Raw genomic sequence first — 18,636 nt, 5'->3', positions numbered from 1 at the left:
CGCCTTTCACCCTCTCCCTCAGGGAGAGGGCCGGGGTGAGGGTGGTTTACTCTCTGCGCGCGATATCTGCAAAAGTGGCACCCAGAATGCTCGCCAGATCGCCTGCGGCCAGTTCAATATCCAGCCCGCGCTTGCCGCCTGAAACATAAATAGTGGCAAACCCCTGGGCTGGGGCATCTATAAGCGTCGGTAAACGTTTTTTCTGCCCGAGCGGGCTGATGCCGCCCACCAGATAACCGGTCGTGCGCTGGGCGACCATTGGATCGGCCATATCCACTTTTTTCGCCCCCAGCGCTTTTGCCACTTTTTTCAGATCGAGCTGCCCGGCGACGGGGGTGACCGCAACCGCTAACTGTTTCATATCGCCGTTTATCGCCACCAGCAGCGTTTTATAGACCTGGTCGGCGTTGAGGCCGAGCTTACGCACCACTTCATCGCCAAAATTAGTTTCACTGGGATCGTGATCGTAGGTGTGAAGCTGAAACGGGATCTTATTCTTTTCGAGTAATTTAACGGCGGGGGTCATAAAAATCCTTCTTATTACAGGGAGCGTACGCCACCAGCTTACGCCTGACACGGCTCGCAAAAATAGTACCATCTTGCGCAATAGTGTTAGCAGTAACGATAAGTTTGAGCGACAATCAACCCGCACCGGCACTCATGCCGGAATGATAATAACGATGAAATTCCTCTTTGACGGGCCAATATGATTATTGGCCATTTTTTTGCGCCAGCAACGACGGCAAATTCCCTTCCCCATACAGATGCAGCGCGCCCGCAGCCACCACATACCGGCCCTGCGGCAACGCGTGAAGCCGTTCGCACCACGCCTGATTGCGCTGATGCATCAGCACCTCATACAGCGGCTCGCTAAAGGTGGAGGGCAGGGTCATCTCCTGAGCCTGCGGAGGCTTATTCATCCACCAGCCGATCATGATTTGCAGCAGGCGGGCATTGGTGTGCCAGTGCACTAACGTATCCTCTAACAGCGCCCGGCCATCATCGGGAAGCTGGCTTAACAAATCGATCTGATTTTGCGTTCCTTCCAGTTCGATGACCGGCACCTGCGCTACATGTGCAGCCTGCAATAGCTGGTAATCGATGCCGTAATCGGGCCGCAATCCCAGCCGCTGCGCCTGGGTCGCCTGAAGCACCAGCGCGATTTTCCACGCGGGCTGATCGTCAAAAGCCTCAATCGACAGCGTGAGTTCGCTGAGGATCTTTTGCAGCGCGGACAGCTGTTCTGGTGTCAGACGTTGTGCGAGCGGCGGGCGAGGGGGGAGCGCTGAAAACGGGGATTCATTGCCGGAGACATCCGCCTCGACAATCAGCGCATCAGCCTGCTGGAGTTTGCTTATAAGCCGCGCGGGCAGGGGCGACATGTCGTGGGTGCCCATATGAATGCTGCCCACAAGGTGCAGATGCCGCTCGCCAGAAAGATGAACATCAAGCGCCGGCCAGGGGTAGGTCGGCTGCCACAGGGCGCGAAACGAGGATTTTAATCGGCTGAACAGGCTCATACACGCTCCCTGAAAAGAAACGTCCATGCTAGCGCGGGGGGAAGGGCGGTGCAAATGGTGTGACGGGGGTTACCCTCACCCTGGCCCTCTCCCTAAGGGAGAGGGGACAGATCGAGCGCGGGGTGGGTTTTTCCCCTCACCCTAACTCTCTCCTTCAGGGAGAGGGGACAAATCGAGCGCGGGCTGGCCTTTCTCCCTCTCCCTCAGGGAGAGGGCCGGGGTGAGGGTGGAAACCCCACTACCCCTTCGGCGTAAACCGCAGCAACCGGTTAGCATTACTCACCACCGTAATCGACGACAGCGCCATCGCCGCCCCCGCCACGACCGGGTCGAGTAACGTGCCGGTCAGCGGCCATAAAATCCCTGCCGCAACCGGGATACCCAGCGAGTTATACACAAACGCACCCAGCAAATTCTGCTTCATATTACGCAGCGTGGCGCGGGAGATCGCCAGCGCGTCGGCGACACCCATCAGGCTGTGGCGCATCAGGGTAATGGCTGCCGTTTCAATTGCCACATCGCTGCCGCCGCCCATGGCGATGCCCACTTCTGCCTGGGCCAGCGCCGGGGCGTCGTTGATGCCATCCCCGACCATCGCCACTTTCCGGCCTTCCTGCTGTAATTTCTTAATCGCTTCCGCTTTGCCATCCGGCAGCACGCCCGCGATCACTTCATCAATTCCCGCTTCTTTGGCGATCGCGTTAGCGGTAACCGGATTATCCCCGGTGAGCATCACCAGCCGGTAACCGGCGTTATGCAGCCGGGTCAGCGCTTCCACGCTGTCTTCGCGCAGCGGATCGCGGATCGCAAACATCGCCACCGCGTGACCGTCCACCGCCAGCAGCACCGGCGTCGCGCCCTGTGCGGCCTGTTCCGCCATCTGCGTTTCCAGTTCCTGGGTGGCGATCTGCTGCTCGTTAAGCAGCGCCTGATTACCCAGCAGCACCGCGCGACCGTCCACGCGGCCACTCACGCCCAGCCCACGCAGGGTGCGGAAGTCATTTACCTCCGGCAGCACCTCGTCAGCGGCTTTTTCCAGAATGGCGCGCGCCAGCGGATGGCTGGAGCCTTGTTCCAGCGCCGCCGCCAGTCGCAGCACGTCGCGCTCGCTCATCTCACCGAGCGTTTTTACCGCCACTACCTGCGGTTTGCCCTCGGTCAGCGTGCCGGTTTTATCAAATACCAGCGTATCGATTTCGCTTGCGCGTTGCAGCGCATCGGCGTCGCGCACCAGCACGCCAAATTCAGCCGCGCGTCCGACGCCGGAGATAATCGACATCGGCGTTGCGAGGCCCAGTGCGCACGGGCAGGCGATAATCAGCACCGTGGTGGTGATCACCAGGGTGTAAACAATTTGCGGTGCAGGGCCGAAAACGTACCACACGGCACCGCTCAGCAACGCAATGGCGACCACCACCGGGACAAAGATGGCAGAGATTTTATCCGCCATCTGGCCGATTTCCGGCTTGCTGCTCTGCGCCTGGCGCACCATACGAATAATGCGCGAAAGGGTGGTCTGGCTACCCGTACGACTGGCGCGGAACAGCACGCTGCCGTCGGTCACCACCGTGCCCGCATGAACGGCATCACCCGCACTTTTTTGCTGCGGTACCGGCTCGCCCGTGAGCATCGCCTCATCAAGCCAGGCGTCGCCCTGGGTGATATCGCCGTCCACCGGCACGCGGTCGCCCGTGGTCAGGCGCAGCGTCATGCCGGGCTGCACTTCAGCCAGCGGGACGGTTTTCTCGCCGCTCTCGCTCACCACGCGCGCGGTTGGCGGGGTGAGATCCAGCAGCCGCTCCAGCGCTTTCGACGAGCGCTGGCGGGCGCGGGCCTCAAGCATATGGCCGAGGTTAATCAGGCCGATAATCATCGCGCTTGCTTCATAATAGAGATGCCGCGCTTCCATCGGGAACCACTGCGGCCAGAGGTTGACGCTCATTGAATAGAGCCACGCCGCTCCGGTACCGAGCGCCACCAGCGTGTCCATCGTCGCGGTGCGATTGAGCAAACTTTTCCAGGCGCTGCGGTAAAAATGCCCCCCGGCGAAAATCATCACCGCGAGCGTCACCACGCCAATCGCCAGCCACAGCGAGCGGTTGGCCTCGGTGACCATCATATTGTCGCCGAGCATTCCCCAGCCCATGACCGGGATACCGACCAGCAGAGCGACGATCGCCTGCCAGCGAAAACGCTTCATCGTGGCGACGGCGGTTTCCTGCTGGCGTTCACGACGTTTAATGTCATCTTCAATAATTTCAGCGCCGTAACCTGCTTTTTCGACGGCGTTGACTAATTCAGCGGCAGAGGCGCTGCCCATCACCAGCGCAGAGCGCTCTGCCAGATTGACCCGTGCCTGCGTCACGCCCGGTACGCCCTGCAACGCATGCTGAACGCGGGAAACACAACTGGCGCAGCTCATCCCGCTCAACAGCAACTGCTGGCTGTCGTCGGACTCATCGGCTGCCGGAAGCTCTGGTTGCGCCGCTGTCAGTGCTTCCGACGGGGTTGATGACTCTGTCAGCGGTTTAGCCTTTGGGTGCGCTTGCTCCGCGCCATACCCGGCTTGTTTGATGGTGTCGATCAGCGCTTCGGCAGACGCGCTGCCGCTCACTTCGGCATGAGTCAGGGTGACTTCTGCCTGGTCGACATCAGGACGCTGTTCGAGACTTTCTTTGACGCGTTTCACGCAATGGCCGCAAGTAAGGCCATCAAGCGCGAGTTGAATTGTGTGGGACATAGCAAACCTCCGGTAAATAGGGTTGACCTGGCTAATCGCATTGACTAACTGTTATAAAGGGTAAACCTTCCATCAAGGGGAAGGTCAAGGAGGAATGATGAATATTAGTGATGTATCCAGACTCACCGGCTTAACCAGCAAAGCCATCCGCTTTTATGAGGAGAAAGGGCTGGTGACAAAACCGCTGCGCGGTGAAAACGGCTACCGCCACTATACGCAGCAGCATCTTGATGAACTGACGCTACTGCGGCAGGCGCGGCAGGTGGGGTTTAATCTGGATGAGTGCGGCGAACTGGTGACGCTGTTCAACGATCCCGCCCGCCACAGTGCCGATGTTAAAGCGCGCACGCTGCAAAAGGTCGCTGACATTGAGCGCCACATCGCTGAGTTGCAAACCATGCGCGAACAATTGCTGGCGCTGGCGGCCTCCTGCCCCGGCGATGACAGCGCGGATTGCCCAATCATCGATAACCTCTCAGGCTGTTGCCACCGCCGGGATAATTAACTCTCCTCGCTGCTCAATAGCTGTTGACGGAACCAGACGGTGCGCGAGAGCAGCAGCGTAAACAGGCCAGTCAGCAGCAGCGAGGTGCCCATGGCAAAAAAGTACACTTTCCAGTTTTCAGTAAAAATGGACAGAAACCCCGGCAGCCCGGAAATGCCGATTGAGGTGGCCTTCACCTGATAGCAGGCCACAATGCTGCCCGCGATGCCTGCGCCACACATCGCGGCGATAAACGGAAAGCGATAGCGCAGATTGACGCCGAAAATGGCCGGTTCCGTCACTCCAAGCCACGCGGAGACGGCGGCGATCACCGCCACGCCCTGCATCTTTTTATTGCGTACCAGAAAGAAAATAGTCAGCGCCGCCATACCCTGCGCAAGGCTCGCCATCACCTGAATGGGCCACAGCGTGGTGTAACCCAGGGTGCCGATCATTTGCAGATTCACCCCCAAAAACAGATGGTGCATACCGGTGATCACCAGCGGTGAGAGGATAAATGCGAACAGGCCCCCGGCGAGTATCGGTGCCACGTCAAACAGCCGCAGAATACCGTTAGTCATGCCGTCGCCCACCAGCATGGTCAGCGGGCCAATAAGCAAAAAGGCGGAAAAGCCGGTGACCAGAAGCGTCAGTGGCGCGACCACAATAACCTGCACCATATCGGGAACAATACGCGCCAGAAAGCGTTCAGTACGCGCCAGTAACCATGCTGAAAGCAGCACTGTGATCACCTGTCCCTGATAGGCGACTTTTTTGAGTTCAAAGCCGAAAACCGACCAGTACTGCACCAGGTCCGGGTTCTTTGAAAACTGCTGGGCGCTCATTAAATCCGGGTGGATCAGCAGCAGTCCAAGCACGATCCCCAGCACCGGGTTGCCACCGAACTTTTTCACCGCCGACCAGCCGATCAGCGCCGGTAAAAACATAAATGAGGTATTGGCAATCAGCGTGATAATTCCCGACACACCCTGCCACGCCGGATAATGCGCCAGCAGCGATTCCTTAAAAAAGATACCTGGATTGGCCAGAATATTATTCAGTCCCAGTAATAACCCGGAGGCGACAATCGCCGGTAACACCGGAATAAAAATATCCGCCAGATTTTTAATGAGCCTTTGCACTATATTGGTTTTTTTACCCGCTGCGGGCCTGGTCGGGGCAGGTGTCGGGTTATTTCCCGACTGGCGCGCAAGTTCGTTATAAACCTTATCCACAAGGCCGGGGCCAATAATAATTTGAAATTGCCCGTTGGCGCTAAAGGAGCCTTTGACTAATTCATTGCGCTCAAGGTTTTTAATATTAATCTGCTGTTCATCGTGTAACACCAGCCGCAACCGGGTAAGACAATGACCGAGAGAAATAATATTTTCGCGACCGCCAATGAGCGCGAGAAGTTCGCGCGTGTTTTCTTCCAGAGATCCTTTCATGGTGAGGCATCCTAAATTGTCTGGACAAATTAAGTGAATAATTACACGTCAGTTTTTGCGCCGTTAACGAGATTTAAATATTGATTTTATGAATATATAACAATGATTTATAGGTGAGGGTGATTTGAATTTTGTCTGGACAATCCATAAAGCCAGTGTCAGGATTTGTGCGACGATGATGCAAAGGAATGTCGATAATGAAGCCTAATATCGTAATGATGATATCTCACGACAGCGGACGTAAATTTGAAAATTACGGTTATCGTGTCGCCACGCCAAATATTACCGCGCTGGCAAACGCAGGCGTACAGTTTGACAATTATTTTTGTCCCGCTCCGCAGTGCAGTCCCAGTCGCAGCAGCATATTAACCGGCTTATATCCTCACAATAACGGCATGATGGGGCTGGCGCATCTGGGATTTTGTATTTCGCCCGGTATTACGACGCTGCCGGATGAACTGCGTAAGAACGGTTATTATACGGTGCTGGCGGGACTCAGCCATGAAACCATTAATACTGTGCCGCCGGTTGCGGATCGTGTATTTTCCTCGACCACCGCGCTGGGCTACGACGATTATATTCCGGTGCCCGGCGAGCGCGCGCCAGAGGTGGCGGATCGCGTAGTGGAATTTTTAACGGCGCACCGCCATGACGCGCGCCCGTTTTATCTCAACGTCGGCTTTTTTGAAACCCACCGTGATTTTGACGAATACCAGTCCGTTGCCGACGATCCGCAGGCGGTTGAAGTGTTTGATTTCCTGCCCGATGTTAGCGCGGTGCGCGAGGACATCGCCCTGTTTAACGGTTCGTTAAAAGTGCTGGATTATGCGGTGGGGCGCATCTGCGCGGCGCTGGATAACACCGGCCTTCGCGATAACACCATCGTGGTGTTTACCACCGATCACGGTGTGGCATTCCCGCTGGCAAAAGGCGCGCTGAAAACCGCCGGGCTGGAGACGGCGCTTATCATCGCGCTGCCGGGCAAATCCGCGCTCACCGGGCGTCGCCAGGCGCTGTTATGTAATATCGATCTGATGCCCACATTGCTGGAACTTGTTGGCGCATCCTGCCCGCCGCAGCTTGACGGCAAAAGTTTTGCCGCGCTTCTGCAAACCTCATGTGATGAAGGCCGCGACGCGTTTTTCACCGAACTCACCTGGCATGACCGCTACCACCCCATGCGCGGCGTGCGCACCCGCGATTACAGCTATGTGAAAAATTTCGCCGACGGCCCGCAGGTGTATGTGCCCGTCGATGCGCATCTGAGCCCTTCCGGGCAGGCAGTGCGCGACAGACTCTACGTGCCGAACGTGGCGGAGGAGCTTTACGATCTGGCCCGCGATCCCCTTGAGACGCACAACCTGATTGAGCACCCGGACTATCAGGCTGTCGCCACAGCGCTGCGTGAAAAGGTCGCCGCCTGGATGCACGAGACAAACGATCCGCTGCTTAACGGTCCGGTTCCGGGCACAGGATCAACCCGCTGGGCGCAGGAGATCGCCGCCGGACGGGCTTATCCGGGACGTGACGCCTGGATTCGCAAACAGGAAAACGCCTCATGAAGCCCCTGGAACCGCTCAGCGGGCGCAAAAAATATGATGATATCTACCGCGATCTGGAGCAGGCGATCCTTGAGCGCCGCTGGCTGCCAGGGGAGACGCTGCCTACCGAAGAAGCGCTGGCCCGCCAGTATCAGGTGTCGCGCGAAACCGTGCGCAAAGCGCAGGCGCTGCTGGTGGAGAACGGGTTTATCTTTAAGAAGCAGCGGCGCGGATCGGTGGTGCTGGATGTGCGTCCGCTGCAAATCGAAGGCGCGGGCCTGCACAGTTTTACCGAACTGCAAAAGGATCGGCAGTTACTGACGCATACAAAGGTGCTGAAAAACGAAAAAGGTATTTTGCCGGAGCGTTTTGCCAGCCTCTGCCCGGCGGCAGGCAGCGCGGAGGTTATCGTCCTTGAGCGTATACGCGCGATCCGCCATGAAGCGGTGATCTACGATCGCGATTACTTTTTCTGCCGGTGGGTGCCGTCGATCCCGGCGGATGTCGCCGAAGGGTCGATCTACGATTATCTGGAAAACAGCTTAGCGTTGCCGATAGGCTACGCCACTAAAACCGTCACCGTCGATCCGGTGGGTGAGGATGAGCGTCAGCATCTGGATCTGCACGGCGACAGTCATGTGGTTACCATCCGCAGCGCGGTGTATCTGGAAGACGCCAGCCTGTTTCAGCTTCATGAATCGACGCAGCGGGTGGATACATTTCAGATGGTGGATTTCGCGCGGCGTAATAAATACCGGTGTTAATGGATATGCCCGGCAGCAGCACGCCGCCGGCTAAAATTAACTGATGCGCGGGCGTATCCGCAGGGTGATGCCGTCGACCGCCACCACTTCCACGGCGGTTCCGGCAGGCAGGTCGCTGTCTGCGCTCACAGGCCATGAGCTGTCGCCCACGCGCATGTGTCCGCGACCGTTAACCAGTGCGGTTTCCAGCGTAAAGTGGCGGCCTACCAGTTGTTGACCGCGCTGATTAAGCTGGCTGTCGGCAGGCTTCTGTTCGCGCACGCATTTTGCCAGCCAGCGCCACCACAGCCAGGCGGCGAGCAGCGTCAGGATGGCAAAAATCACCCCCTGCCATTCCCAGCCCAGCGGCAGCAGCCAGACGATCATCCCGGTGACCACTGCCGCCACGCCGCTCCAGAGCAAATAGCCATTTCCGCCGAGCATCTCAGCGGCGAGCAACAGCCCGCCCAGACTCAGCCAGAAAATGTGCGGATGGTAGAGCAGCAGGGCGATCATTTTTTACGCTCGCTTCCGCTTTGCGCGATCAGTTCGCTGATCCCGGCAATCGATCCCATCAGGCTTGTGGCATCGAGCGGCATCATCACCACTTTGCTGTTATTCGCAGAACCAATCTGTTGCAGCGCGTCGGTGTATTTCTGCGCTACAAAGTAGTTCACCGCCTGAATGTCGCCCGCCGCAATCGCCTCAGACACCATCTGCGTGGCGCGGGCTTCCGCTTCTGCCGAACGTTCACGCGCTTCTGCCTGTAAGAACGCCGACTGACGTTCGCCTTCCGCCTTCAGGATCTTCGACTGTTTTTCACCTTCGGCTTTAACGATTTGCGCCTGGCGGATCCCTTCTGCTTCCAGAATGTAGGCGCGCTTGGTACGTTCGGCTTTCATCTGCGCATTCATGGCGTCAATTAGTTCAGCCGGGGGACGCACATCGCGGATCTCAATACGGGTGATTTTGATCCCCCACGGATTGGTTGCTTCATCCACAATATGCAGCAGGCGGGTGTTGATGTTGTCGCGCTGGGAGAGCATTTCATCCAGCTCCATCGAACCTAATACCGTTCGGATATTGGTCATCGTCAAATTTATGATGGCCAGTTCCAGATTGCTCACCTCATAGGCGGCTTTCGGCGCGTCGATCACCTGAATAAAACACACCGCGTCAATGGCAACGTTGGCGTTATCTTTGGAGATGACTTCCTGGGAAGGGATGTCGAGCACCTGCTCCATCATATTGATTTTGCGGCCCACGCGATCCATAAACGGCACGACCAGACTCAGGCCCGGTTGCAGGGTTTTGGTGTAACGACCAAAACGCTCAACCGTCCACTGGTAACCCTGCGGCACGATTTTGACGCCAGCGCCAACGACCACCAGCGCAACAAAAATTAAAATAGGAATAACAATTAGCATGAATATAACCTCCTGTTTACCAGTCCATTAGGGAATGCACTCTGTCGGGTAAGTATAACTTTTATCCATGCCAAATACCCCTCCCTAAACGGATGGGGCGGGCAGAGATGTGAACAGAAAGGCATAAAAAACCCCGGCAAGATTGCCGGGGCGGGGAATAAACCTATTACAGCGACTTAGTACAACAGGGAATAGAGTTTGCGGCGGTATTTCGACGCCAGCGCGTCGCCGGTGCCAAGTGCGGCAAGGATCTCCTGAAGCATTTTGCGCGCCTGACCGTCGGCGGCAGCAAGATCCTTACTCAGATGGCTGAACAGTAACTCCAGCGCCTCTTCGTTACGTCCGACCTGATGCAGTTGCAGCGCCAGTTGGGTCGCCAGCGTCGCATTCGCCGGGTCGATCTCGACCTGCTGTTGCAGCAACTGAATTTCCGGGGTATCGGCGGCCTGTTTTAACAGGTCGATCTGCGCGACCAGGCCCTGATAACGGGTGTCCTGATCCTGCATCGGGATCGTTTTCAGCACCGCTTCCGCATCTTCAGAGCGGTTAAGCGCAATCTGCGTTTCCGCAAGCAGCAGGCCGAACTCGCTGGCCTGATTCGACATCTGCCACGCGTCTTTCAGCAGCGGCAGCGCTTCTGCGTGTTTGCCTTCCTCAATCAGTGCGAGCGCCTGTTGCGCTTTCAGCTCTTCTTCACGCGGCAGCACTTTTTCCAGCAGGGCGCGGATCGCTTCTTCCGGCTGCGGCCCCTGGAAGCCATCCACCGGCTGACCATTCTGGAACAGGTAGACGGTGGGGATCGCACGCAGACCAAACTGCGAGGCGACCATCTGCTCGGCGTCGCAATCCACTTTCGCCAGCAGGAACTGCCCGTTGTACTGCGCCGCCAGCGACTCCAGCACCGGTGTTAACTGCAGGCAATGCTGGCTGCGTTCAGACCAGAAGTAGAACAGCACCGGCGTGGCAACGGACTGCTCAAGGGTTTGCTGTAGGTTCGCTTCGGTAATATTGACAATATTTTGTACGGACATGGCGTTATCTCTGTTTTCGCGTTTACTTCTACATGGGGTCAGACGGTTTGCCTTCAACTCAACCGCGTAAAATTTTATCCATCATGCGTCCCGGCAGCAGGCGTTTTAACCAGCTTACCGCGTGAGTGACCAGCGTGACCGGATAACGTAACTTCGGGCGCTTGCTCTCAAAAGCATGGCGCACTTTGACCACCACAGCCTCAGGACCGAGCGTAAAACGGGCGGCAATACCCGGATTTTCAACGTGCTTGTCGCTGGTCTGATTCACATTTTTGGTAAAGCGGGTGCGGATGGGGCCAGGTTCGATCAGGCTCACCTTAATCCCGGTGTGGCGCAGTTCCATACGCAGCGCGTCCGACCAGGCTTCGAGCGCATATTTGCTGGCGGCGTAGGCCCCGCGTCCCGGTGTGGAGATCAGCCCCATCACCGAGGAGGTCATCACAATCCGCCCCTCGCCGTGGGGGATCATCGCGGGCAGCAGGCGCATGGTGAGCTGGTGTGCGCCAAAAAAGTTGGCGGAGAATTGCTGCTCCATCTGTTCGCGGCTGATGGTGGAAAGCGGGCCATACACACCATAGCCCGCGTTATTGAAAATCCCGTAGAGGCGGTTTTCGGTGCGCGCGATCACCTCGGCGGCGGCGCGGTCAACGCTCTCCGGGGAGTCAAGATCCAGCAAAATGCCGGTGAATCCCATCGCATTCATCCGCGAGACGTCATCGGGTTTACGGCAGGCGGCGAGGATCCAGAACCCCTGGCGCTTCATTTCTACCGCCGTTTCCAGCCCGATTCCGCTGGAACATCCTGTAATTAAGACCGATTTTTGCATAACTTTACCCGTCGGCAGCCCCGATTATTTATGAGTCATGTTTTACTAAAGGTGCCAGTCGTGTCGCCATCCAGTCCGCAATAAACGGCTGGGCGTCAAGATTGGGGTGAATTCCATCGTCCTGCATCCACTGTGGTTTGAGATAAACCTCTTCCATAAAAAACGGCAGAAGCGGAATATCAAACTCTTTGGCAAGGCCGGGATAAATCGCACTGAACGCCTCAGTATACCGGCGACCATAGTTGGCGGGCAGGCGTATTTGCATCAGGAGCGGCTGCGCATCGGCAGCTTTAATCTGCTGTAAAATTTTACGCAGCGTCTGCTCGGTTTGCGCGGGCGCAAAACCCCGCAGGCCGTCGTTGCCGCCCAGTTCCACCAGCACCCAGCGCGGCTGATGTTGCTTAAGCAGGGCAGGCAGGCGCGCAAGCCCTTGTTGCGAGGTATCGCCACTGATACTGGCGTTAATGACCGGCGTTTTTTGCTGCCATTTCTCATTAAGCAGCGCAGGCCAGGCCGCATTCGCCGCCATACGATACCCGGCGCTCAGGCTGTCGCCCAGGATCAACAGCGTGTCCGCTGCGGCGGCGCGAAAGGTTAGCAAAAGCAAAAAAAGGAAGGGCAAATGCCAGCGGAAAACATTGTTGAAGTTCATCATCTTAAGAAGTCCGTCGGTCAGGGGGAACATGAACTTTCCATCCTCACCGGAGTTGAGCTGGTTGTCAAACCCGCGCAGACCATCGCGCTGATCGGTGAGTCCGGTTCCGGCAAGTCTACGCTACTGGCGATTCTGGCCGGGCTTGACGATGGTAGCAGCGGCGAGGTTAACCTGCTCGGCCAGCCGCTGCATAACATGGATGAAGAGGCGCGGGCGGCCCTGCGCGCGCAAAACGTCGGCTTTGTTTTTCAGTCGTTTATGCTCATTCCCACCCTCAACGCGCTGGAAAACGTTGAACTTCCGGCGCTCCTGCGCGGCGAGAAAAGCAGCCAGAGCCGCGAGAACGCCAGAGCGCTGTTAAGCGAACTGGGGCTGGCGAAGCGCCTCGATCACCTTCCGGCGCAGCTTTCCGGCGGCGAACAGCAGCGTGTGGCGCTGGCACGCGCCTTTAACGGTCGTCCTGGCGTGCTGTTTGCCGATGAACCGACCGGCAACCTTGACCGTCAGACCGGGGAGAAAATCGCCGATCTTTTATTTTCCATGAATCAACAGCACGGCACGACCCTGATCCTGGTGACCCACGATCCGCAACTGGCAGCGCGCTGCGACCGGCGTTTGCGGCTGGTGAACGGTGAATTGCAGGAGGAAGCATGATTGCCCGCTGGTTCTGGCGAGAATGGCGCTCGCCTTCGCTTCTGATCGTCTGGCTGGCACTGAGCCTCGCCGTGGCCTGCGTACTGGCGCTCGGCAACATCAGCGACCGTATGGAAAAAGGCTTAAGCCAGCAGAGCCGCGAGTTTATGGCGGGCGACCGGACGCTGCGTAGCTCGCGGGAGATCCCGGCCGGGTGGCTTGATGAAGCGCGCAAGATGGGGCTGAAGGTCGGGGAGCAAATCAACTTCGCCACCATGACCTTCGCGGGGGACACGCCGCAACTGGCGAACGTCAAAGCCGTGGATGATATCTACCCGATGTACGGCGAGCTGCAAACCAGCCCGCCGGGCGTCAAACCGCAGGCGGGCTCGGTGCTGCTCGCCCCCCGGCTGATGGCGCTGCTCAACCTCAAAACTGGCGACACCATTGACGTGGGCGATGCCAGTCTGCGCATCGCCGGGGAAGTGGTGCAGGAGCCGGATTCCGGCTTTAACCCTTTCCAGATGGCCCCGCGCCTGCTGATGAACACCGCCGATGTGGCTAAAACCGGGGCGGTGCAGTCCGGCAGCCGCGTCACCTGGCGGGTTAAATTCGGCGGCACCCCGCAGCAGCTTGATGCCTATGAAAAATGGCTGCTGCCGCAGCTAAAAGCGGAACATAAATGGTACGGGATGGAGCAGGACGAAGGGGCGCTCGGCAAATCCCTTCAGCGCTCGCAGCAATTCCTGTTGCTTTCTGCGCTGTTAACGCTGCTGCTGGCGATTGCGGCAGTCGCGGTGGCGATGGGTCACTACTGCCGCAGCCGTTACGATCTGGTGGCGATTCTCAAAACTCTCGGTGCCGGGCGGGCGCAACTGCGCAAACTAATCGTCGGTCAGTGGCTGATGGTGCTCGGACTGTCGGTCATCACCGGCGGGGCGATAGGCCTGCTCTTTGAGCGGGTGCTGATGATCCTGCTTAAGCCGGTGCTGCCTGCAGCACTTCCGCCGGCGAGCTTGTGGCCGTGGCTGTGGGCAGTCGGCGCGATGGTGGTGATTTCTCTGCTGGTGGGATTGCGCCCGTACCGGCTGCTGCTCGCCACCCAGCCGCTGCGCGTACTGCGCCGCGATGCGGTGGCCGATGTCTGGCCGCTGAAATTCTACGTCCCGGTGATTTTCGCCGTCGCCGTGCTGCTGCTGGCGTGGCTGATGGGCGGCAGTGTGCTGCTGTGGGCGGTGCTGGCAGGGGCGGTGGTGCTGGCCGCGCTGTGCGGTCTGGTGGGCTGGCTGCTGCTTAACGTGCTCAAACGGCTGACGTTAAAAGCGCTGGCGCTGCGTCTGGCGGTCAACCGCCTGCTGCGCCAGCCGTGGTCGACGCTCAGCCAGCTCTCGGCGTTCTCGCTCTCCTTTATGTTGCTGGCGATGCTGCTGGTGCTCAGGGGCGATCTGCTCGATCGCTGGCAACAGCAACTGCCGGCGGAAAGCCCGAACTATTTCCTGATCAACATCGCACCGGAGCAGGTGACGCCGGTGAAAACTTTCCTCGCGGAACATCAGGTGGTGCCGGGCGCTTTCTACCCGATTGTGCGTGCGCGTCTGACGCAGATTAACGGGCACTCCACCGACGGTAACGAAGACGAAGCGCTCAACCGCGAGCTGAATCTCACCTGGCAGGCTCACAAGCCGGATCACAACCCGATTACCGCAGGTAGCTGGCCACCGAAAGCGGGGGAAGTGTCGATGGAGCAGGAACTGGCGAAACGGCTGAATATTTCGCTCGGCGACAGCGTGACCTTTATGGGTGACACTCAGGACTTTACGGCGAAAGTCACCAGCCTGCGCAAAGTGGACTGGGAAAGCCTGCGGCCTAACTTCTACTTTATCTTCCCGCAGGGCGCGCTCGACGGGCAGCCGCAAAGCTGGCTGACCAGCTTCCGCTGGGAAAACGGCAACGGGATGTTAACTCAGCTTAACCGCGAGTTCCCGACGGTGAGCCTGCTGGATATTGGCGCGATCTTAAAACAGGTTGGCCAGGTGCTGGAGCAGGTGAGCCGCGCGCTGGAAGTGATGGTAGTGCTGGTGACCGGCTGCGGCGTGCTGCTGCTTCTGGCCCAGGTGCAGGTCGGGATGCGCCAGCGTCATCAGGAACTGGTGGTCTACCGCACGCTCGGCGCGGGGAAAAAGCTGCTGCGCACCACGCTTTGGTGTGAGTTTGCATTGCTGGGGTTTGTATCCGGGCTGGTGGCGGCGATTGGCGCGGAAACGGCACTGGCGATTTTGCAGACGCGGGTGTTTGACTTCCCGTGGGAGCCGGACTGGCGGCTGTGGCTGACGCTACCGCTGTGCGGCGCGCTGCTGCTGTCGATTTGCGGCGGCTGGCTGGGGACGCGATTGCTGAAGGGTAAGGCGCTGTTCCGGCAGTTTAGCGGGTGATGTCGCCCTCACCCTAACCCTCTCCCCCAGGAGAGGGAACCGATCGAGCGCTGGCTCGCCATTCCGCTTTTCCCCCTCTCCCTGAGGGAGAGGAGCGGGGTGGGGTCAATTTTCCTCCCACTCCCTGAGGGAGAGGAGCGGGGTGAGGGTCAGTTTTCCTCCCTCTCCCTGAGGGAGAGGGCCGGGGTGAGGGGCAATTTCCCTCCCTCTCCTGAGGGAGAGGGTCGGGGTGAGGGTGCTCATTCACAGCCAGCTTTCCACATCCTGCCATGAGCCGCGAAAGACAATCTTCGCGGCCTTTTTTTCCAGTTGATAGCGGTACATCGGGTCGTAATACTCATTTAACAGCGGCACCAGCCAGGCGAAATGCGCCTCCGTGGTGCCGCTGCTTTGCTGCACGGTTAATGCCTGAGTCAAAGCCGCATCCAGTTCGGCGAAGCGCTGTAACCCCAGTCGTTTGCGGATGGCGTACAGGCCGTGATGCAGATACTCCGCGTAAGCGGCAAAACCCGCTTCTTCACCGAGCGCGGCGTGAAATGCCTGATGCATCTGCACAAAATACTCATCCTGCAAACGGGTCAGGCGCAGCTCGAAGGGGTCTTCGATCACCGCAATCGGTGACTGGCTCATGCGTTCGCGCAGACATTCCGGCAGGTGGTTCGCGCCAATCATCCGGCTTTCATCTTCCAGCACCCAGCGCGACACGGATTTTTGCAGCAATTCCGCAGCCAGCGCATTTTCAAAACTCGCCTGTGAAAGCTGCGGAGAGAGCGTGCGGCCAAACGATGAGCCGCGATGACGCGCCAGCCCTTCCAGATCGACGCCGTCTGCCCGCTGCTTCACCAGTTGCGTTTTGCCGCTGCCGGTGCAGCCGCCGATCAGCACCAGCGGTTTTTGTACTTCGTCGAATGTGGCCTGAATCGCCGCCTGGCGCAGCGCTTTATAGCCGCCGATCACCAGCGGGTAGTCCACGCCCGCCGCGCGTAACCACGCCTGCACGATGTGCGAGCGCTGCCCGCCGCGTGCGCAGCAGATATAGCCCTGCGGATGAGCAGCACAGGCCACGCGCCAGGCGTCCAGCCGTTGCTGGCGGCGCTCACCGCTCACCAGTTTATGCCCGAGCGCGAGCGCAGCCTCCGGCCCCTGACGCTTATAACAGGTGCCGACTGCCGCGCGTTCCTCGTCATTCATCAACGGCAGGTTGATGCCCGCAGGCATCGCGCCCTGGGTAAATTCAATCGGTGCGCGCACGTCGATTAACGGCGTTCCGGCGGCAAGCAGGGCGCGCGCGTCCGTGGCATTGTTCATAGGGATCTCTGGAGTTTTTTACACACTGGGGCTGGATTTTACGCGCGTACAGGAAGGACAGGGAAGGGGAAGATGATGCGCCGGCACGGAAGGCTTAGGTCAGGAAGCCAGACCCTCACCCCGGCCCTCTCCCTGAGGGAGAGGGAGAAAACCAAGACCCTCACCCCAGGGATAAGGGCTATCGGTTCCCTCTCCTGGGGGAGAGGGTTAGGGTGAGGGGGAATACCGCTTAAAGAAGTTTCGACTGCGCCCAGGTAATACCGCTGGCGTACTCCGGCGGCAGCAGCGGCACCAGCGCTTCGAGCGTGGCGCTCAGGCGATCGGTATCGGCGTCATTAAGATTAAGATGCCCGACTTTACGGCCCGGTCGCACCTCTTTGTCGTACCAGTGCAGGTGGACCAGCGGCAGTTTCAGCCAGTCGTAGTTCAGATCGGTGCCGATCAGATTCACCATCACCGACGGGCTGTTAATCACCGGTTGCGGCAGCGGCAGGCCAGTAATAGCGCGCAGGTGCAGTTCGAACTGGCTGATGGACGCGCCGTTTTGCGTCCAGTGACCGCTGTTGTGCACGCGCGGGGCCAGCTCGTTAATCAGCAGTCCGGCAGGCGTAACAAAGCACTCCATCGCCATCACGCCGACGTAGTTCAGCTCGCTTAAAATCGCACCCAGCATCGCTTCGGCCTGCGCCTGTTGCGCGGCGTTGGCCTGCGGGAAGGCGACGCTGGTGCGCAGAATGCCGTCCTGATGCAGGTTGTGGGTCAGCGGATAAAAAACGGTGCTGCCGTCGTGTCCGCGCGCGCCGACCAGCGATACTTCGCCGGAGAAATTAATCCCCTGCTCGACGATGCATTCACCGTAACAGTCGTCCGGCAGTTGCGCTGTCTCCGTGGCGCGCAAACGCCACTGGCCGCGCCCGTCGTAACCGCCAACGCGACGCTTCACAATCGCAAGTTCACCCAGACGATCAAACACGCCAGGCCATTCGTCGGCGCTGGCCAGAAGCTGCCACGGCGCGGTAACGAGGTTGAGTTTGTCGAAAAGCTGTTTTTGCGTCAGACGGTCAGCGATGATCGGGAAAACGTCGCGGTTCACAAACGCCGGGTGACGCGCAAGTTCACGCGTCAGGGCGGTTTCCGGCCAGCGTTCAATTTCTGCGGTGATAATGCTTTGTGAAAACGGCACGGCTTCCGGTTCGGCGTCAAGGCCCACCGGCCACACCGCGATGCCCAGCGGTTCACCCGCCTGGCGCAGCATCCGGCCTAACTGACCGTTGCCTAAAATACAGACCTGCTTCATGCCGCACCCCGTGGGTCCGGGTTATCCAGCACTTCATCCGTTTGCGCGTTGCGCCATTCGGTCAGACGCTGATGCAGTTCGCGGTCATGAGTGGCGAGGATCTGGGCTGCCAGCAGCGCTGCGTTGGCAGCACCCGCTTTGCCAATCGCCAGCGTTCCGACCGGAATACCGCGCGGCATCTGCACGATGGAGTAAAGGCTGTCGACACCGCTTAACGCGGCGCTCTGTACCGGCACGCCCAGCACGGGCACCAGGGTTTTGGCGGCAATCATGCCCGGCAAATGCGCCGCACCGCCAGCTCCCGCAATGATCACCTGGTAGCCGTTAGCTTCTGCACCTTCGGCAAAGCTGAACAGTTTATCGGGCGTGCGGTGCGCGGAGACGACTTCAACATGGTGGGGAACATTCAGGATTTCAAAGATTTCGGCGGCGAACTGCATGGTGGCCCAGTCGCTTTTGGACCCCATCACGATGGCGACTCGCGCCGGGTTATGGCTGGAAGACATGCGTCTTAAAACTCCTGTGGGTATGCTGCACAAAGCGTTACAGGG

At 58.8% G+C, this 18,636-nt stretch carries 17 protein-coding genes; 5 read left to right on the top strand and 12 right to left on the bottom strand.

Annotation, left to right across the window (positions count from 1 at the left end):
• Window positions 1–46: 46 nt before the first annotated feature.
• The 3 genes from ybaK to copA form a co-directional block, all read right to left on the bottom strand.
• Window positions 47–526: a Cys-tRNA(Pro)/Cys-tRNA(Cys) deacylase YbaK gene (ybaK, locus tag BM373_RS07955; protein WP_090460879.1), complete on the bottom strand. Its 480-nt coding sequence runs from the start codon at window positions 524–526 to the stop codon at window positions 47–49.
• A 184-nt stretch (window positions 527–710) separates the two neighbouring features.
• The gene (locus BM373_RS07950) at window positions 711–1,520 is read right to left on the bottom strand and encodes a TraB/GumN family protein (RefSeq protein WP_090460878.1); all 810 of its coding nucleotides are present in this window, start codon (window positions 1,518–1,520) and stop codon (window positions 711–713) included.
• A 238-nt stretch (window positions 1,521–1,758) separates the two neighbouring features.
• Complete coding sequence (copA, locus tag BM373_RS07945) at window positions 1,759–4,260, bottom strand: copper-exporting P-type ATPase CopA (protein ID WP_090460877.1); 2,502 nt, start codon at window positions 4,258–4,260, stop codon at window positions 1,759–1,761.
• 97 nt (window positions 4,261–4,357) lie between these two features.
• Between copA and cueR the strand changes: the two genes are divergently transcribed.
• A complete protein-coding gene (gene cueR, locus BM373_RS07940; protein WP_090460876.1) occupies window positions 4,358–4,765 on the top strand; it encodes a Cu(I)-responsive transcriptional regulator in 408 nt (135 codons plus the stop codon).
• Here cueR and BM373_RS07935 read toward each other — a convergent pair.
• Complete coding sequence (locus BM373_RS07935) at window positions 4,762–6,192, bottom strand: PTS transporter subunit EIIC (RefSeq protein ID WP_090460875.1); 1,431 nt, start codon at window positions 6,190–6,192, stop codon at window positions 4,762–4,764. The two genes, cueR and BM373_RS07935, sit on opposite strands and share 4 nt — an antisense overlap.
• 197 nt (window positions 6,193–6,389) lie before the next feature.
• On the opposite strand from BM373_RS07935, the gene BM373_RS07930 reads away from it, so the two are divergent.
• Window positions 6,390–7,754: a sulfatase family protein gene (locus BM373_RS07930; protein WP_090460874.1), complete on the top strand. Its 1,365-nt coding sequence runs from the start codon at window positions 6,390–6,392 to the stop codon at window positions 7,752–7,754.
• On the top strand, window positions 7,751–8,497 hold the full coding sequence (treR, locus tag BM373_RS07925; protein WP_090460873.1) for a trehalose operon repressor: 747 nt from the start codon (window positions 7,751–7,753) through the stop codon (window positions 8,495–8,497). Before BM373_RS07930 ends, treR begins: the two co-directional genes overlap by 4 nt.
• Window positions 8,498–8,533: 36 nt before the next feature.
• On the opposite strand, the gene BM373_RS07920 is transcribed toward treR, so the two are convergent.
• The 5 genes from BM373_RS07920 to tesA form a co-directional block, all read right to left on the bottom strand.
• Complete coding sequence (locus BM373_RS07920) at window positions 8,534–8,992, bottom strand: NfeD family protein (protein WP_090460872.1); 459 nt, start codon at window positions 8,990–8,992, stop codon at window positions 8,534–8,536.
• On the bottom strand, window positions 8,989–9,903 hold the full coding sequence (locus BM373_RS07915; RefSeq protein ID WP_090460871.1) for an SPFH domain-containing protein: 915 nt from the start codon (window positions 9,901–9,903) through the stop codon (window positions 8,989–8,991). The genes BM373_RS07920 and BM373_RS07915 overlap by 4 nt, the downstream gene beginning before the upstream one ends.
• A 176-nt stretch (window positions 9,904–10,079) precedes the next feature.
• Window positions 10,080–10,934: a co-chaperone YbbN gene (locus tag BM373_RS07910; protein ID WP_090460870.1), complete on the bottom strand. Its 855-nt coding sequence runs from the start codon at window positions 10,932–10,934 to the stop codon at window positions 10,080–10,082.
• A gap of 58 nt (window positions 10,935–10,992) precedes the next feature.
• The gene (locus tag BM373_RS07905) at window positions 10,993–11,760 is read right to left on the bottom strand and encodes an SDR family oxidoreductase (protein ID WP_090460869.1); all 768 of its coding nucleotides are present in this window, start codon (window positions 11,758–11,760) and stop codon (window positions 10,993–10,995) included.
• Between the two features lie 28 nt (window positions 11,761–11,788).
• Window positions 11,789–12,412 carry a multifunctional acyl-CoA thioesterase I/protease I/lysophospholipase L1 gene (tesA, locus tag BM373_RS07900; RefSeq protein ID WP_143102639.1) on the bottom strand — a complete coding sequence of 208 codons (624 nt, stop codon included), beginning with the start codon at window positions 12,410–12,412 and terminating at the stop codon, window positions 11,789–11,791.
• Here tesA and ybbA point away from each other — a divergent pair.
• Together ybbA and ybbP are read left to right on the top strand one after the other, a co-directional pair.
• On the top strand, window positions 12,383–13,069 hold the full coding sequence (gene ybbA, locus BM373_RS07895) for a putative ABC transporter ATP-binding protein YbbA (protein ID WP_090460868.1): 687 nt from the start codon (window positions 12,383–12,385) through the stop codon (window positions 13,067–13,069). The two genes, tesA and ybbA, sit on opposite strands and share 30 nt — an antisense overlap.
• Window positions 13,066–15,480, top strand: coding sequence for a putative ABC transporter permease subunit YbbP (gene ybbP / locus BM373_RS07890; protein WP_090460867.1), 2,415 nt, complete (start codon window positions 13,066–13,068; stop codon window positions 15,478–15,480). Before ybbA ends, ybbP begins: the two co-directional genes overlap by 4 nt.
• 243 nt (window positions 15,481–15,723) lie before the next feature.
• On the opposite strand, the gene mnmH is transcribed toward ybbP, so the two are convergent.
• The 3 genes from mnmH to purE all read right to left on the bottom strand — a co-directional run bounded on the left by mnmH (window position 15,724) and on the right by purE (window position 18,591).
• A complete protein-coding gene (mnmH, locus tag BM373_RS07885) occupies window positions 15,724–16,788 on the bottom strand; it encodes a tRNA 2-selenouridine(34) synthase MnmH (protein WP_090460866.1) in 1,065 nt (354 codons plus the stop codon).
• A 229-nt stretch (window positions 16,789–17,017) separates the two neighbouring features.
• The gene (gene purK, locus BM373_RS07880; protein ID WP_090460865.1) at window positions 17,018–18,085 is read right to left on the bottom strand and encodes a 5-(carboxyamino)imidazole ribonucleotide synthase; all 1,068 of its coding nucleotides are present in this window, start codon (window positions 18,083–18,085) and stop codon (window positions 17,018–17,020) included.
• Entirely contained in the window at window positions 18,082–18,591 is a 510-nt protein-coding gene (purE, locus tag BM373_RS07875; RefSeq protein WP_090460864.1) for a 5-(carboxyamino)imidazole ribonucleotide mutase, read from the bottom strand. The genes purK and purE overlap by 4 nt, the downstream gene beginning before the upstream one ends.
• Window positions 18,592–18,636: the final 45 nt, after the last annotated feature.

The organism is Enterobacter sp. kpr-6 (genome assembly GCF_900116015.1).
Lineage (GTDB): Bacteria > Pseudomonadota > Gammaproteobacteria > Enterobacterales > Enterobacteriaceae > Enterobacter_D.
This window is presented reverse-complemented; position numbering and strand designations above follow the sequence as displayed.